This window comes from Paramesorhizobium salinisoli (assembly GCF_003335045.1).
Classification (GTDB): Bacteria; Pseudomonadota; Alphaproteobacteria; order Rhizobiales; family Rhizobiaceae; genus Paramesorhizobium; species Paramesorhizobium salinisoli.
On sequence record NZ_QOZG01000005.1, the window covers coordinates 354,388 to 370,012 of the forward strand.

Annotated in this window: 17 protein-coding genes; 5 read left to right on the top strand and 12 right to left on the bottom strand. The window is 61.1% G+C overall.

Annotated features, from left to right (window positions below; genetic code table 11):
• Window positions 1–8: 8 nt before the first annotated feature.
• Complete coding sequence (coxB, locus tag DUT91_RS13925; protein WP_483466843.1) at window positions 9–863, bottom strand: cytochrome c oxidase subunit II; 855 nt, start codon at window positions 861–863, stop codon at window positions 9–11.
• A gap of 548 nt (window positions 864–1,411) precedes the next feature.
• Between coxB and DUT91_RS13935 the strand changes: the two genes are divergently transcribed.
• Window positions 1,412–1,903, top strand: a complete 492-nt coding sequence (locus DUT91_RS13935) for an invasion associated locus B family protein (protein WP_245419733.1) — start codon at window positions 1,412–1,414, stop codon at window positions 1,901–1,903.
• Between the two features lie 76 nt (window positions 1,904–1,979).
• A complete protein-coding gene (gene tldD, locus DUT91_RS13940) occupies window positions 1,980–3,392 on the top strand; it encodes a metalloprotease TldD (protein WP_114440997.1) in 1,413 nt (470 codons plus the stop codon).
• A gap of 90 nt (window positions 3,393–3,482) precedes the next feature.
• On the opposite strand, the gene DUT91_RS13945 is transcribed toward tldD, so the two are convergent.
• The 7 genes from DUT91_RS13945 to DUT91_RS13975 form a co-directional block, all read right to left on the bottom strand.
• Entirely contained in the window at window positions 3,483–4,715 is a 1,233-nt protein-coding gene (locus DUT91_RS13945) for a class I SAM-dependent RNA methyltransferase (RefSeq protein WP_114440998.1), read from the bottom strand.
• Complete coding sequence (locus DUT91_RS13950) at window positions 4,712–5,485, bottom strand: TlyA family RNA methyltransferase (RefSeq protein ID WP_114440999.1); 774 nt, start codon at window positions 5,483–5,485, stop codon at window positions 4,712–4,714. The genes DUT91_RS13945 and DUT91_RS13950 overlap by 4 nt, the downstream gene beginning before the upstream one ends.
• Window positions 5,486–5,583: 98 nt before the next feature.
• A complete protein-coding gene (locus tag DUT91_RS13955) occupies window positions 5,584–6,030 on the bottom strand; it encodes a VOC family protein (protein ID WP_114441000.1) in 447 nt (148 codons plus the stop codon).
• Window positions 6,031–6,055: 25 nt separating this feature from the next.
• Window positions 6,056–7,975 (bottom strand): 1-deoxy-D-xylulose-5-phosphate synthase, encoded by a 1,920-nt coding sequence (gene dxs, locus DUT91_RS13960; RefSeq protein ID WP_114441001.1) that lies wholly within the window; start codon window positions 7,973–7,975, stop codon window positions 6,056–6,058.
• A 138-nt stretch (window positions 7,976–8,113) separates the two neighbouring features.
• Window positions 8,114–9,049 (bottom strand): pirin family protein, encoded by a 936-nt coding sequence (locus tag DUT91_RS13965; RefSeq protein ID WP_114441002.1) that lies wholly within the window; start codon window positions 9,047–9,049, stop codon window positions 8,114–8,116.
• Window positions 9,050–9,136: 87 nt separating this feature from the next.
• Window positions 9,137–9,979, bottom strand: coding sequence for a CPBP family intramembrane glutamic endopeptidase (locus DUT91_RS13970; RefSeq protein WP_160113652.1), 843 nt, complete (start codon window positions 9,977–9,979; stop codon window positions 9,137–9,139).
• A 148-nt stretch (window positions 9,980–10,127) separates the two neighbouring features.
• Window positions 10,128–10,571: a YidB family protein gene (locus DUT91_RS13975; RefSeq protein WP_114441004.1), complete on the bottom strand. Its 444-nt coding sequence runs from the start codon at window positions 10,569–10,571 to the stop codon at window positions 10,128–10,130.
• Window positions 10,572–10,720: 149 nt separating this feature from the next.
• On the opposite strand from DUT91_RS13975, the gene DUT91_RS13980 reads away from it, so the two are divergent.
• Both DUT91_RS13980 and DUT91_RS13985 read left to right on the top strand, forming a co-directional pair.
• The gene (locus tag DUT91_RS13980) at window positions 10,721–10,981 is read left to right on the top strand and encodes a GlsB/YeaQ/YmgE family stress response membrane protein (protein ID WP_114441005.1); all 261 of its coding nucleotides are present in this window, start codon (window positions 10,721–10,723) and stop codon (window positions 10,979–10,981) included.
• Window positions 10,982–11,089: 108 nt separating this feature from the next.
• Window positions 11,090–11,611, top strand: coding sequence for a DedA family protein (locus DUT91_RS13985; protein ID WP_114441006.1), 522 nt, complete (start codon window positions 11,090–11,092; stop codon window positions 11,609–11,611).
• 44 nt (window positions 11,612–11,655) lie between these two features.
• Here DUT91_RS13985 and DUT91_RS13990 read toward each other — a convergent pair whose 3' ends face one another.
• Genes DUT91_RS13990 through aroC form a run of 4 tightly spaced genes read right to left on the bottom strand, consistent with a single transcriptional unit; the run spans window position 11,656 to window position 15,154 of the window.
• Window positions 11,656–11,910 (bottom strand): exodeoxyribonuclease VII small subunit, encoded by a 255-nt coding sequence (locus DUT91_RS13990; RefSeq protein WP_114441007.1) that lies wholly within the window; start codon window positions 11,908–11,910, stop codon window positions 11,656–11,658.
• 3 nt (window positions 11,911–11,913) lie between these two features.
• Window positions 11,914–12,876 carry a histone deacetylase family protein gene (locus DUT91_RS13995; protein ID WP_114441008.1) on the bottom strand — a complete coding sequence of 321 codons (963 nt, stop codon included), beginning with the start codon at window positions 12,874–12,876 and terminating at the stop codon, window positions 11,914–11,916.
• A gap of 49 nt (window positions 12,877–12,925) precedes the next feature.
• Window positions 12,926–14,050 carry a 3,4-dihydroxy-2-butanone-4-phosphate synthase gene (gene ribB / locus DUT91_RS14000; protein ID WP_114441009.1) on the bottom strand — a complete coding sequence of 375 codons (1,125 nt, stop codon included), beginning with the start codon at window positions 14,048–14,050 and terminating at the stop codon, window positions 12,926–12,928.
• Window positions 14,051–14,059: 9 nt separating this feature from the next.
• Window positions 14,060–15,154 (bottom strand): chorismate synthase, encoded by a 1,095-nt coding sequence (gene aroC, locus DUT91_RS14005; protein WP_114441218.1) that lies wholly within the window; start codon window positions 15,152–15,154, stop codon window positions 14,060–14,062.
• Window positions 15,155–15,373: 219 nt separating this feature from the next.
• Here aroC and DUT91_RS14010 point away from each other — a divergent pair, with 219 nt between their 5' ends.
• Window positions 15,374–15,625 carry a DUF1344 domain-containing protein gene (locus DUT91_RS14010; RefSeq protein WP_114441010.1) on the top strand — a complete coding sequence of 84 codons (252 nt, stop codon included), beginning with the start codon at window positions 15,374–15,376 and terminating at the stop codon, window positions 15,623–15,625.

Below are 15,625 nucleotides of genomic sequence, written 5' to 3' on the forward strand. Positions count from 1 at the left end.
GGGCCGGATCAGTTTCCGGCCACCGCCATGTTCTTGGTAGCCTCGATGGAGGCCGTCAACGCCTTGTTGGCGCCCTGAAGGTCGGTGCGGGCAGCCGCGAGCCAGCTGTCATACTGGTCCTGCGCGACGACACGCACTGCGATCGGCATGAAGGCATGATCCTTGCCGCAGAGCTCCGAGCACTGGCCATAGTAAAGGCCCGGCTTGTCGGCCTTGAACCAGGTCTCGTTGATGCGGCCGGGAACGGCGTCCATCTTGACGCCGAAAGCCGGCATCGCCCAGGAATGGATCACGTCGGCGCCGGTCACCAGAAGCCGGACAGTCGTATTCAAGGGAACGACGACTTCGTTATCCACAGCGAGAAGGCGGGGATAGACGGCGCGATCTTCCTTGCCGGCGGCGGCGCGATCGCCGTCCTGCAGCAGGAGCGAATCAAAGCTGACCGGGTTATCGACCTGATATTCGTAGCCCCAATACCACTGATAACCTGTCGCCTTCACGGTAAGGCCGGCTTCATCAGGCGAATACTGGGCCGTGAGAAGCTGAAACGACGGGATGGCCAGGAACAGAAGGACAATGACCGGAGCGACCGTCCAGATCACCTCGATCAGGGTGTTGTGGCTGGTCTTGGACGGCTCGGGATTGGCGCTTGCCCGGTATCTCGCAACGATCCAGAGCAACAGCAAGAGAACCAGGGCAGTGACCGGGACGATGAACCAGAGCGTATAGCGCTCGAACCAGTGGATCTGCTGGGCAATGCCGGTTGCGGCGTCCTGAAATCTCATTTCCCAAGGTTTGGGCTGGTCCGCATGAGCGGCCGCGCTGGCAAACAGCACCGCGAGAGCGCTACCCAAAGCACCCATCGTCGTGACAATGTTCTTATTCACCTAGAAATCTCCCGATTGCAGGCCTTGCTTCCATGTCGTTTTGCCGGGCGCCATCAACCGGCCCGGTTCGTCGTTCGTGTTCAAACCACACATTATCCTACACCGCAAGGAAGGCGAACATGATCCCGTGCGGCATTTTTGCGCGTTTGATATGCGTCAAGGCAGTGAAGACCGAAACAGCGCGATCATGGTGCTTTTCGCAGATTCTGCAACTCCATACGTCAAAACGCCGGGAATGCCGCAGCGAACCGGCAAAGAGCTCCTGGAACACCCATAATCCAGCCATGTTTTCCCGGCACGAGAACCGACAGTTCGTCGCTATGACTGCCTGCAGGTTTGCGCGGGAATAATGGAGCCGACCGGTGAGTTTGTGTCCTTTTCATCCCTCGCACAGCGCGTTAACGTCTCGTATGATTCGATCTGGAGCTTTTATGACCTTTCGCACCCCTGTCCTGCGTTTCGCGGCACGTTTTTCCGGAATTCTCGCCTCCGGCGTCCTGGCGACTGCTTCGCTCGTCGCAACGATGGCGCCGGCTCCCGCTTTTGCCCAGCAGAATCAGCAGCAGCAAGCGACGACTCCGCAGCAGAAGGGCACCATGCGCTCGCAGCACGGCGCCTGGTCCATCCTGTGCGACACGCCTGCCGGCGCGAAGACCGAGCAATGCGCGCTGATCCAGAATGTCGTCGCAGCCGACCGTCCGGAGCTTGGGCTGTCGGTGGTCGTCCTGAAGACGGCTGACAACAAGGCCCGTATCCTGCGCGTGCTCGCGCCGCTCGGCGTGCTCCTGCCCAACGGGCTCGGGCTCAATGTCGATGGCAAGGATATCGGCCGCGCCTATTTCGTGCGCTGCTTCGAAGATGGCTGCTATGCGGAAGTGATCCTCGAGGATCAGCTGATCCAGACGCTGCGCACCGGCAAATCCGCTACTTTCATCGTCTTCCAGACGCCGGAGGAAGGCATCGGCATTCCCGTCGAGCTGAATGGTTTCGGCGAAGGCTTCGACAAGCTGCCCTAGGGCAGCACGACAAACAGGTTGCCGCAACGCACCCGGCATCCTACATCCGGGGAACGCCATAACCGGATGATGACCCATGAAAAGCCTGATCGACAGTTTCGACGTCAGCCAAGACGATATCCAGAAGACGGTGGCGGCAAGCCTCAGGGGCAGTGATGACGGCGAGCTTTTCGTCGAATATCGCGAAGCCGAATCGCTCGTTTTTGACAATGGGCGGCTGAAGACAGGCTCGTTCAACCAGGAACAGGGATTTGGCTTGCGCGCGGTCGCCGGCGAAGCTGTCGGCTATGCGCATGCGGGCGAACTCTCGCTCGCCAGCCTGAAGCGGGCGGCGGATGCCGCCTCAGCCGTCGCGACAGGGCATTCCGGCGTCTATGCCGCCCCTCCTCCCGGTACCAATCGCAGCCTTTACGGCGATGAGAACCCGCTCGGCAGTCCCGGCTTCGAAGCCAAGGTGAAGCTCCTGCAGGAGATCGACGCCTATCTGCGCGCCAAGGATCCGAAGGTCCGGCAGGTATCGGTCTCGCTCGGCGGGTCATGGCAGCATGTCGAGATATTGCGCGCCGACGGCCACTTCGTCCGCGACATCCGTCCGCTGGTCCGGCTGGCGGTTTCCGTAGTGGCAGGCGATGGCGACCGCCAGGAATCCGGCTCCTACAGCATGGGCGGGCGCAAGGGCTTCGGCGAGTTCATCGCCAGCGACAGCTGGCATCATGCCGCCGACGAGGCGCTGCGCCAGGCGCTGGTCAATCTGGAGGCCATCCCCGCCCCTGCCGGCACCTTCGACATCGTCCTTTCCAATGGCTGGCCCGGCGTCATGCTGCACGAAGCAGTGGGCCATGGGCTGGAGGGTGATTTCAACCGCAAGAAGACGTCCGCCTTCGCCGGGCTTCTGGGAACACAGGTCGCGGCCAAGGGCGTTACCGTGGTGGATGACGGGACGCTTGCGGAGCGGCGCGGATCGCTGACGGTCGATGACGAGGGCACGCCGACCAACCACACGGTGCTGATCGAGGACGGCAAGCTGGTCGGCTATATGCAGGACCGGCAGAACGCCCGGCTCATGGGCATGAAGCCCACCGGCAACGGACGGCGCGAATCCTATGCCCATGTGCCGATGCCGCGCATGACCAACACCTATATGCTCGGCGGCGACAAGACGCCTGAAGAGATTATCGCTTCCGTCAAGAAGGGCATCTACGCCGTTTCCTTCGGCGGCGGACAGGTCGATATCACCTCGGGCAAATTCGTCTTCGGCTGCACCGAGGCCTACATGATCGAGAACGGCAAGATTGGCGCGCCGCTGAAAGGCGCGATGCTGATCGGCAACGGCCCCGACGCCATGCACCGCGTTTCGATGATCGGCAACGACATGAAGCTCGACACCGGCACCGGCAATTGCGGCAAGGGCGGCCAATGGGTCCCCGTCGGCGTCGGCCAGCCGCATCTGCGCATGGACCAGATAACTGTGGGCGGCACGGCGGTTTAGGGAGAGAATCCGGTTATATATGAAATTGGATTTTACATATAACCCATGACGACCGGCATAGATTACAGACAGAAATTTCTGTCTGTAATCCTACCGTCCCTTGGACAACAGCGCCACGGCCTCGACATGCGAGGACCAGAGGAACTGATCGATCGGGATCACCCGGTCGATGCGGTAGCCGCCGTCTGTGAGAATGGCCAGATCGCGGGCGAGCGTTACCGGGCTGCAGGAAATGGCGGCGACTTTCGCGACATTCGATTTGGCGATTTCCTTCGCCTGCGCCTCGGCGCCGGCGCGCGGTGGATCGAAAACGACGCCGTCGAAGCGGGCAAGCTCCTTCATCATCAACGGACGGCGGAAGAGGTCGCGCCGCTCGGTGGTGATCGGCTTCAGCCCTTGCGTGTTGCGTGCGGCGTGATCGAGTGCGGCGAGCGCCGCTGCATCGGTTTCGACCGCATGGACGGCCATCTTCTCCGCCATGCGGAACGTGAACGTACCGGTTCCACAAAAGAGATCGGCGGCGCGTTTGGTCTTGGCGAGATGGCCCATCACCAACGCCGACATCGCTTCCTCCGCCTCGGCGGTGGCCTGAAGAAAGCCACCCGGAGGCGCCTGAACGGCGACCTTGCCGAAATGGATGAGCGGCTTTCTCGGCTCGATGATGATTTCACCTTCGCATGTAAGCCGCGCGAAACTTTTTTCCAGCATGAACGTAGTCAGCGTGCGGCGCTTGGCCGTCTCGGGCAATCCGCAACCCACGGCAGCGATATCGAGGCCGGAAGCGGTCGCCGTGACCGTCAGTTTGAAGGGTTTTGTGCCCTGCGCAAGCAATGCCGCGAGTTGGCGCAGGTCGGCAAGCCGTTCGACGATGGCCGGCACCGTCACCACGCATTCATGAATATCGATGATCTCGTGGCTTTGATGACGGTGAAAACCAAAAAGGACGCCCTGCTCGGTGCGGCGCACGGCGAAGACAGCCCGGCGGCGCGTATGCGGCGCGCAGGGTACGAGCGGCTCCAGCGTGAAGTTCAGCCGCCGCCCTGCCAGCGCATCGGCAACAAGGCCGCGCTTCCAGTCGCCATAGGAGTTCTCCTGCCAATGTTGAAGCGCGCAGCCTCCACACGCCTCGAAATGGCGGCAGGCGGGGTCGATGCGCTCGGGCGAGGCTTCGATGAGCGCCATCAGCGTACCGCGGCTTTTCTCGCGGGCGATATTGGCCACTTCGCCCGGCAGGGTGAACGGCACGAAGACCTGTCCTTCGGACGTCATGGCGACGCCATCGCCGCCCGCGCCCATCGTGTCTATTGTTACGCGTGTCGTCATCGGTCTTTGATTCCTGCCAGAAGATATTCGCGGTTGCCGTCGCCGCCTTCGATGGGCGATGGACATAGGCCAAGCACCCGCCATCCGGGCTCGCCGGCAAGCCATGCGGCCAGATCGTCGACCACGTGCCCGGCTTTCGAGGGATCGCGCAGCAGGCCGCCCTTGCCTATCGCCTCACGCCCGGCCTCGAACTGCGGCTTGACCAGCAGGACACACTGGCTGCCCGGTTCGGCAAACGCCAGCGCGGGAGGCAGCGCCAGCTTGAGCGAGATGAAGCTCACATCCGACACGACGAGATCGACCTTGCGGCCGTCGAGATGGTTTGCATCGAGCGTTCGCGCGTTGAGACCTTCATGATTGGTGACGCGCGGATCGTTACGCAGGCTGTCATGCAATTGATCATGCCCGACATCGACCGCAATGACATGCATCGCGCCGCGTTCAAGCAGGACCTGCGTGAAGCCGCCGGTTGAGGCGCCGATATCGAGCGCCGTGCGCCCGGCCGCATCGATTGCGAAATGATCGAGCCCGGCGATCAGCTTGAGTGCGGCGCGCGAGACATAGGCGCTTGCCGGGTCATCGACCATTATGCGCGCATCGGCGGCGACAGGCATGCCAGGCTTTGCTACGGGCTTGCCATCGACCTGAACGGTACCGCGCGCGACGGCATCCCGCGCCCGAGAGCGCGTGGCGAAAAACCCGCGATCGACGAGAAGCTGGTCGAGGCGGAGACGGCTTCCCGCCGCATCTGGTTTAAAATCATCCTGCATCACGCCTTACATGGCGGAGCAGAAGACCAAGCGCAAGCGAGGATCGTCACGCCCATGATGATAAGCCCGTCGACTCAGGGTAGGGTCGTAGGTCTGGATCAGCCCTGCGACGGCTTCCAGTCAGCCGATGGAATGACGTTGATCATCCAGGGGACGCCGAATTTGTCGACGAGCGAGCCGAAGCCGGGCGACCAGAAGGTCTCGCCGAACGGCATGACCGTCTTGCCGCCCTCAGACAATTGGTCGAACCAGCGCTGGGCCTCGGCCTTGTCCTCTGTGTGCAAGGTGACGTCGAAGCCGTTCTTGGGCTTGTCAATGTTGGGAGCCCATCCGGCATCCATGTCGGCACCCATCAGCGCCTGGTCGCCAACCTCGAGCCAGCAATGCATCAGCCAGGTCTTGTACTTCTCGTCGGTGATCGGCATGCCGGGAGGCGCATCGCCATAGGGAAAGGCTGCGGTGATCTTTCCGCCCAGGACCTTGGCATAGAATTCAAACGCCTCGCGGCACTGGCCCTGGAAACTCAAGCTAGTCACGATCTTCATGATCTTCTCCTCCTTCGTATAATTTTCACGCCCTTGACGGCGAGGCGATCTCCTCCTGACCGAGCGCTGCGAAGACCGCATGCACGATCCCTGCACTGTCCAGCCCGGCGCGCCTATACATCGCCTCCGGCTTGGCATGGTCGATATAGACATCCGGCAAGGTCAGCGGCCGCACACGCAGGCCACCATCAAGCAGGCCGTCATGGGCCAAGAAATGCAGGACATGGGAGGCAAAGCCGCCGATCGCCCCCTCCTCCACTGTCACCAGCACTTCATGATCACGCGCCAGGCGGCGGATCAGGTCCTCGTCGAGCGGCTTGGCGAAGCGCGCATCCGCGACCGTGGTGGATAAGCCCGCGGCGTCCAGTTCCTCGGCGGCGGCGAGACATTCGGCCAAGCGCGTGCCGAAGGAAAGCAGCGCGATCTTGCTGCCTTCCCTGACGATGCGGCCCTTGCCGATGGCAAGTACCTCGCCCCGCTCCGGCATCTCGACGCCGACGCCCTCGCCGCGCGGATAACGAAACGAGATCGGCCCTTCGTCATATTCGGCCGCGGTGCGCACCATGTGGCGCAGCTCCGCCTCATCCGAGGCGGCCATCACCACGAAGCCCGGCAATGCGGCGAGGAAACCGGTATCGAACGAGCCGGCATGGGTCGCGCCATCGGCGCCGACCAGCCCTGCCCGGTCGATAGGGAAACGAACCGCCAGGTTCTGCAGCGACACGTCATGGACGATTTGATCGTAACCGCGCTGAAGGAAGGTCGAATAGATCGCGGCAAAGGGCTTCAGTCCCTCGCTTGCCAGCCCGGCCGCAAAGGTGACGGCGTGCTGTTCGGCGATGCCGACATCGAAGGTGCGCTCCGGGAAGACCTCGCCGAAGAGATCGAGGCCGGTGCCGCCGGGCATCGCCGCCGTGACCGCGACAATGCGGTCGTCATGGCGGGCCTCCTCGATGAGGCTCGTCGCGAAGACCTTGGTATAGGCCGGCGCATTGGCCGGGGCCTTGGCCTGCGCGCCGGTGATCACGTCGAACTTGTTGACGCCGTGATATTTGTCGGCGGCGGCTTCCGCCGGCGGGTAGCCCTTGCCCTTTTGGGTCACGACATGGATCAGCACCGGGCCGTCGATCGTGTCGCGGACATTCTTCAATACCGGCAGCAAATGTTCGAGATTATGTCCGTCGATCGGACCGACATAATAGAAGCCCAGTTCCTCAAAAAGCGTTCCGCCCGTCCAGAAGCCGCGCGCATATTCCTCCGAAAGCCGCGCTTTTTCCTGGAGGAATTTCGGCAGGCGGCGGGTGAGCTGCTTTGCCGTCTCACGCAGGCTGCGATAGGTCGGGCCGGAAACGAGGCGCGCGAGATAGGCGCTCATCGCGCCGGTCGGCGGCGCGATCGACATATCGTTGTCGTTGAGGATGACGATCAGCCGCGCATCGAGCGCGCCGGCATTGTTCATGGCTTCATAGGCCATGCCCGCCGACATCGCACCATCGCCGATGACGGAAACGACATTGCGCTTTATGCCGGAAAGATCGCTCGCCACCGCCATGCCGAGGCCGGAGGAAATCGAGGTGGAGGAATGCGCCGCGCCGAAGGGGTCATATTCGCTTTCCGAGCGCTTGGTGAAGCCGGAAAGTCCGCCCTCCTGCCTCAGCGTGCGGATGCGGTCGCGCCGTCCGGTGAGAATCTTGTGCGGATAGGCCTGGTGGCCGACATCCCAGATGATGCGGTCATGCGGCGTATCGAAGACATGATGGAGCGCGACGGTGAGTTCGACCACGCCGAGCCCTGCGCCGAGATGCCCGCCGGTGATCGATACCGCGTCGATCAGTTCGGCGCGCAGTTCGGCGGCCAGTTGCGGCAGATCGGCTTCGGGCAGCTTGCGCAATTCGGCCGGAGTCGGCGCACGGTCAAGCAGCGGCGTCACGGGTCTCGTCGTCAATCTGGTCTCCTCATGATGCCCTGTTCATGATCTTCGTGGGGTAATGCAATCGCTGTCGCACCGCAAGTTGAAAGCCGTAGAGCATTTTCCGCGCAAGTTAAACCGTTTTGCCCGCTGCGCGGGATGAAGGACACCGCTTTATCCCTGCGGCAGCGGCACGAACTCCTTATCGTCGCCCGGCACGATATCGAAGCGGCCGGTGCGCCACTCCTCCTTCGCCTGCTCGATCCGCTCCTTCGAGGAGGAGACGAAGTTCCACCAGATATAGCGTCTGGAGGAAAGGGCCGCGCCGCCGAACAGCATGATGTGCGCTCCGCGCCCGGACGCGCTTTGCGCGGCGGAAACGACGATCTCGTCCCCCTGGCGGAAAGCCAGAAGCCGGTCGGCGGGGAAGGTCTCGCCCGATATCACGACCGCGCCGTCGAGAATATAGATGGCGCGTTCTTCGGCAGTGGCGGGAATCGGGAAATGACCGCCGGGGTTGATCCTGATATCGGCATAAAGGGTCTCGCTATATTGCGTGACAGGCGAGCCCGCCCCGTGGAGCGAGCCGATAACGACCCGCGCCTCGAAATTCCTGTCGCGAATGACCGGAAGCGCCGCCGCAGCCGTATTGGCGAAAGCCGGCGCCATCTCCTCGAGCGCGTCCGGCAAGGCAAGCCATGTCTGCAGGCCCGATATCGACTGGGGATTGCCGCGCATTTCCTGCGGCGAGCGCTCCGAATGCACGATGCCGCGCCCTGCGGTCATCAGATTGACGTCGCCCGGCTCGATCACCATTTCTGTGCCGAGGCTGTCGCGGTGACGTATCCTGCCATCAAAGAGGTAGGTGACGGTCGAAAGGCCGATATGCGGATGCGGCTTCACGTCAATCGCCTCGCCCGCCCGCAGAAGCGCCGGCCCCATACGATCGAAGAAGATGAACGGCCCGACCAGCCGGCGCTTCGCAGTCGGCAAGGCGCGGCGAACTTCGAGCCCGCCGATATCGCTCGTCCGCGGGATGACCAATGTTTCGATCGAATCGACGGCGTGAGGATCGCCTGGATCAGGGTCCCTGCCGGGGAAAAAGCTCATATACTTATCCACTTGTCCGGATTGGGCGTGATTGCGGCCCATAATCGGCGATCTTACCGCGCGAGGGGGAAAACGCCAGAGGCGCGATCAGAGCGATTGTTGCTTCAACTCCAGTTCTTGCGGACGCCACAGGCGCTCCCAGACAAAAAACACGCCCAGAAAGAGAAGCTGAGCGGCGATGGCGACCGCGTAATAAGAGGTTCGATCGCTCATCCCCATGAGGTTTGTCGGCACTCCGGTTGCAGTGATGAATATCTTTCCGTTGAGGATCGTGTGGGAGCAGATATCCCACACTCCATGCATGCCAATCGGGACATAGATGTTCCTGTAGTGCAGATAGACATAGGCGAAGCAAAGGCCGGATGACGTCGCGAAAAGGAAACCAGCGAATTGATATTGGGCAAGATGCCCCAATCCGAACAGGAGCGAAACCAGGATAGCGCAGAGATGCGGGTTGAACTGAGTCGCCAGCCGCCGCAGGAGATAGCCACGAAAGACAAGCTCCTCCTGCAAAGCATTGAATATCTGCGCGACGACCCAGGCGAAGAGAAGAGCCGCTATGCGCGCCCGGTCCGCGATGAATCCTTCAACCCTCATGAGGCCGGTCAATTGAAAGACAAGCAGAACGCCCATGACCATCATCAGGGTGAACGCGGCGCCTTTGAGCAACCCTTTCCAGGAATCGCGCACAAACAAAGCCTGCTTCCAGTTCTCGCGGTCCCAGAAGACGGTGAAAAGAGCGTAGAGCATCAGGGCGAACACCCATAACGCGATACGATGCGCTAAATGAGGATAGCCGGTGAGGCTATCGAGATACTGGAAGAGTTGCGGATCAGGCAGGGGAAGGTATTTCGCGAGGTAGAGGGAGCCCTGATGGTAGATCAGGAAGAAAAGCGCTGCGTGGAGGAGAACCCTTGCTTTATCGCGCATAAGTGAAATCCACAGCAAATGCTGCCTGAGCATTGCCGTCGAACAATCGCCCCCGGAGCAAATCCGGAGCGTTTCATATTTCAAATGGAATCGCGATGCCCCCTCTGTCGGCAAGACAGAGGGGGCATCGCGGTTTCTGCGGAGCCGGTTAGCTCCGGAACATCTTGGACAAGTCCTGCGCGCTCGGCATCTGACCGTTCGCGGTCAGCTTGTCGACGACACCCGGAAGCGCCTGGGACAATTGCGACAGGAGGTCCGGTTCTGCCATGCCCGTTTTCTGGGCAAGGTCGCTGACGGTCTGCGGACCCAGCGCACTGCCGAGTTGCGACGGCTGGATAGGCGTGTTGGGGCCCTGGCCAACCCAGGAACTCACCTTATCGCTGTGACCGGCACTGCTCAGCTTGTCCAAGAGACCGCCCAAACCACCCTGACTTGCATCCTGAGCACCCGGTGCGGACGCAGGAGCGGCGCTTGGGCTGCTTCCGCCGCTCAGCATCTTGCCAACGAGAAGCGCGCCAAGGGCGATCATCAGAGGCTTCGCGATACTGCCGCCAGGGACCGCCTGGCCCGATGCATCATCTAATATTCCCATCAGAACGTCTCCTTATAAAGGCTATTTAAACCAAATATCCATTCACACCCCGATAGTCCCCCAGTAAATTATATTTAGCAAGCAGGTCTTCTTGCGAATCATCTTGCAGTATGAAAATATATTTAATGTGTTCATTGGAGAGAATTTCCATGGGTTTCTTTAGCTGGATTCTACTTGGTCTGATTGCTGGATTTATCGGAAGCAAAATAGTCAACAAGAGCGGCCAGGGCATGTTCCTCGACATTGCTCTCGGTGTTTTCGGCGCGATCGTAGGAGGACTGGTGTTCAGCCTCTTCGGTGCTACCGGCGTTACCGGCTTTAACATCTACAGCCTGATCGTCGCGGTCATCGGCTCCGTAGCGGTGCTTTGGATCTACCATACCGTCACGGGACGCAGCAGCATCGGATAATCCCCATTCCCGATTTCTGACGTGCTTATATAACCCTATGCGCTTGTCATGAGCGCATAGGGTTTTTCTAAAGTAAGGCATAAGTAAAGTTCAGGCGGAGATCAGAGCATGCATATGATAGAGCCGTATATTGCGGCCTATGGTTCGATCGCGCTTTTCTTCATCATCTATTTTGAATCGCTCGGCGCGCCGGTACCCGGCGAAAGCGGGCTGATCGCCGCCTCGCTTCTGGCTCTTCACGGCGATCTCAATCTCTATCATATGCTGATCGCTGTTTTCTGCGGCGCGGTGCTCGGCGACAGTACCGGCTATCTCATCGGCCATTTCGGCGGGGCCAGACTGATCGAACGCTACGGATATCTGGTCCGCCTGACACCGGAAAGGCTCAAGAAATTCGAGGGCGTTTTTCGTCGCAGGGGTATCTACATGGTCGCCGGCGCACGGTTCATTGCCGTGCTGCGCCAGTTGAACGGAATCATCGCCGGATCGATGCACATGCCCTGGCTGCACTTCCTCGCCGCCAATATGGTTGGCGCAGCCGCCTGGACGCTGGTATGGGGCGCAGGGCCCTATTTCTTCACCGACTTTTTCCATCCGATATATGAGCAGATGAGGGAGCGGTGGAGATAGATCAGCCTGAAAGGCTTCCTCGATAGAAGCAGTGCGGACCCGGATCAATCCGGGTCGAGCGGCTCGGTGCCCACTGGCTGGCCGTCTCGGCCGAGCCTGATCTTCTCGACCTTGTCCTCGGCAGCCTTCAGAAGCGTGTCGCAGTGCTTCTTCAAGGCTTCGCCGCGCTCATAGATGCGGATCGAATGTTCGAGCGGCACGTCGCCCCGTTCCAGATGTTCCACGATCTGTTCGAGTTGATCGAGCGCCTGTTCGAAACTCATCGCGGCGATGTCGGCATTGACGTTATCGTCGACCATGTTTCATCCTTTCATCAGCCGCGTAATATGCGCTGCGGCGGACCCAGACAAGCCCTGAAGATCATATCCGCCCTCGAGAATGCTGACGAGACGGTTTCCCGAGAAGCGCTCGGCTCGGTCCATCAGCTTGCCCGTCGCCCAGTCGAAGTCGCCTTCGTCGAGATTGATCTCGGCCAGGGGATCGCGATGATGTGCGTCGAAGCCTGCGGAGATAATGATCAAATCGGGCCGGAATTCATCGAGGGCCGGCAACACGCGGCTGGTGAAAGCCTCGCGGAACTCGCGGCTGCCGGTATTCGCCGACAGCGGCGCGTTGACGATATTGCCGACGCCGGTCTCATCCTTCGCGCCGGTGCCGGGAAAAAGCGGCATCTGGTGCGTCGAGCAATAGAGGACGGTCGGATCGGCCTGGAAGATATCCTGCGTGCCGTTGCCGTGATGCACGTCCCAATCGACGATGGCGACGCGTTCCGCGCCATGCTTGCGTTGCGCGTGGCGGGCGGCGATGGCGGCGTTGTTGAAGAGGCAGAAGCCCATGGCCCGGTCGCGCTCGGCATGGTGGCCGGGCGGTCGCGAGGCGACGAAGACATTGTCGGCCTGCCCTGTGAAAACCGCATCGACGGCGGCATTCGCTGCGCCGATGGCGGTCAATGCCGCTTCCCAGCTCTTCGGGCTGACTACAGTATCGCTGTCGACCCGCGCCAATGGCTGGGGTCGCCCCTTTTCGCGGTCGTCCTCGTCGATTTCCTCAGGGATTTCAGCCCTGATTCGTTCGGCAAAGCTTTCGGGATGAACATAGTGGATCGTCTGTTCGCCCCCCATCGGGGCTTCGACGCGATCCAGCGTATAGAATTCATCGCCCTCAAGAGCGCCGTGCAGCGCGCGGAGGCGGTCCGGCCGCTCGGGATGGCCGGGCGGCGTCAGATGCTCAAGGTAGATCGGATGCCAGTAGAGACGTGTCACCATGAGAGGATATTAGCGCTCCGGTGAGGTTTGGCCATGGAAATATGTCCCCTCAGAGGATTTCGGTCTCGACGATGTGAATACCGAATCCCTCAAGGCCGACATAGTGGCGTTCGCGCGAGGACAGGAGGCGAATCGAGGTGATGCCGAGATCCTTGAGGATCTGCGCGCCAAGGCCGATCTGGCGCCATTCATCGTCGCGGGCGCGAGCTTCGGCATGGTCCTCCCGTCCGCCGGCAATGTCACCGGTGATGGCTTCGCGGGCGCGAGCTTCGCTTTTCCCCTGGCGGACGCCGACCGAGCCCTCGCGCAGATAGACGAGAATGCCGCGCTTCGCGCCGGCCATGCGCTTGAGGATCGTATCCACACTGGGGCTCGTGCCGAACACATCGGCCAGCACATCCTCGCGCTGGAGACGGACAGGCACGTCCTCGCCGTCGCGTATATCGCCGAAGACCAACGCGACATGCTGCATCGGCTCCCACGGGAGCTGGTAGGTATAGGCCTTCGCGGGACCGGCCGGGGTTTCTATGGCGACCTCGCCCACCCTTTCGATCAGCGTCTCCTTGCGCTGGCGATAGGCGATCAGGTCGGCGACCGTCACCCGATGCAGGCCATGCGTTTCGGCAAAGCCATCCACCTGCGGTCCCCGCATGACGGAACCGTCATCATTGACCAGCTCGCAAATGACGCCGATGGGCGGCAGGCCGGCCAGCTTGCACAGATCGACTGCCGCCTCGGTATGGCCGGAGCGCATCAGCACGCCGCCTTCCCGCGCAACCAGCGGGAAGATGTGGCCCGGGCGGACGAAATCGGACGGGCCGGCATTGGGATTGGCGAGGTTTCGCACGGTCAGCGTGCGATCGTCGGCCGAGATGCCCGTCGTGGTGCCGTGCTTGTAATCGACAGTGACGGTGAAGGCGGTTGTGTGGGCAGATTCGTTTTCGGCCACCATGGGCGTCAGGTTGAGGCGCCTCGCCTCCTCGCGTGGCATGGGCGTGCAAACGATTCCCGAGGTATGGCGAACGATGAAGGCCATCTTTTCGGGCGTGCAATGCACCGCCGCGACGATCAGATCGCCTTCGTTCTCACGGCCGTCATCATCCATGACGACAACGATCTCGCCACGCTCGAACGCGCGTAGCGCATCAACGACCCGTTTCTGGTTATAGCTCATGGATTTTCCTCAGGTACGACCCGTCTGGCCGCGATGTCTCAGATAATGATCGGCGATGGCGCAGGCGACCATTGCCTCGCCGATGGGAACTGCGCGGATGCCGACGCATGGATCATGGCGGCCTTTGGTCGTGACGTCGACCTCCTTGCCGTCGGCGTCCACCGAGCGGCGCGGCGTCAGGATGGACGAGGTCGGCTTGACGGCAAAACGCGCGACGACGGGAGCGCCTGTGGCGATGCCGCCCAGGATGCCGCCGGCATGATTAGAGAGGAATAGCGGCTTGCCGTCATTGCCCATGCGCATTTCGTCGGCATTTTCCTCGCCGGTCAGGCGCGCCGCTTCGAAACCATTGCCGATTTCCACGCCCTTGACGGCGTTGATCGACATTAGATTGCTGGCGATATCCTGGTCGAGCTTGGCATAGATCGGCGCGCCCAACCCAGCCGGAACGCCTTCAGCAACAATCTCGATTATCGCGCCCACCGAGGAGCCGGCCTTGCGCAAGCCGTCGAGATAGGTGGCGAAGGTCTCGACGGATCCGGCATCGGGCGTGAAGAACGGGTTGTTGTCGATCTCGTTCCAGTTCCAGCGCGAACGGTCGATATCGTGAATGCCCATCGCGACGAGCGCGCCACGCACCTGGAGGCCGGGTACGATTTTGCGCGCGATAGCGCCTGCCGCGACCCGCGCCGCCGTCTCACGCGCCGACGAACGCCCGCCACCGCGATAATCGCGAATGCCATATTTGACGTCATAGGTGTAATCGGCATGGCCGGGGCGATATTGCCGGGCGATCTCGCCATAGTCCTTGGAGCGCTGGTCGGTGTTCTCGATCATCATCGAGATCGGCGTGCCGGTCGATATCATCGTCACGCCGTCATCCTGAAGCAGCACGCCGGAGAGAACACGCACCTGGTCAGCCTCGCGGCGCTGGGTGGTGTATTTGGACTGGCCGGGCTTGCGCTTATCGAGATAGGACTGGATCTCGGCTTCACTGAAGCTGATGCCGGGAGGACAACCATCGACGACGCAGCCCAACGCCAGCCCATGGCTTTCACCCCACGTGGTGACGCGGAACAGATGGCCGAACGTATTGTGTGACATGGCAAAATCCGGAAAAGAGAATGCGACCACCGGCGTCAGCATTGGCCGAACGGCAGACGTCAGGGTTTTATTGAGGTTTTGAACGCCGGTCAAATATGTGGCGCGGCGGGCTCGAAAATTTCCCGGGTTCAGCCTTTTCCGGCAATTGTTTTGACATAATCAGCTGACTATTCTTGATCAGCTATCCTCCAACAATTCCTTCAGGGAAAGGCAACTGACATGCGCCTTCTCATCACGCTGCTCTTCGTCCTTATGTCGCTTTTCTCCAGCGTTGCCATGGCCGACGACACCGAAGGCAAGATCACCTCGATCAACGAGGAAGACGATACGATCGTGCTCGAAGACGGCAAGGTCTACAAATTGCCAGGCGAATTCGACTACAGCGCCATCAACCAGGGCATGAAGATCTCGATCTCATATGATGTGGTCGGCCAGGAACGGTTCATCACCAATATCGAGGAAGCCGAGTAG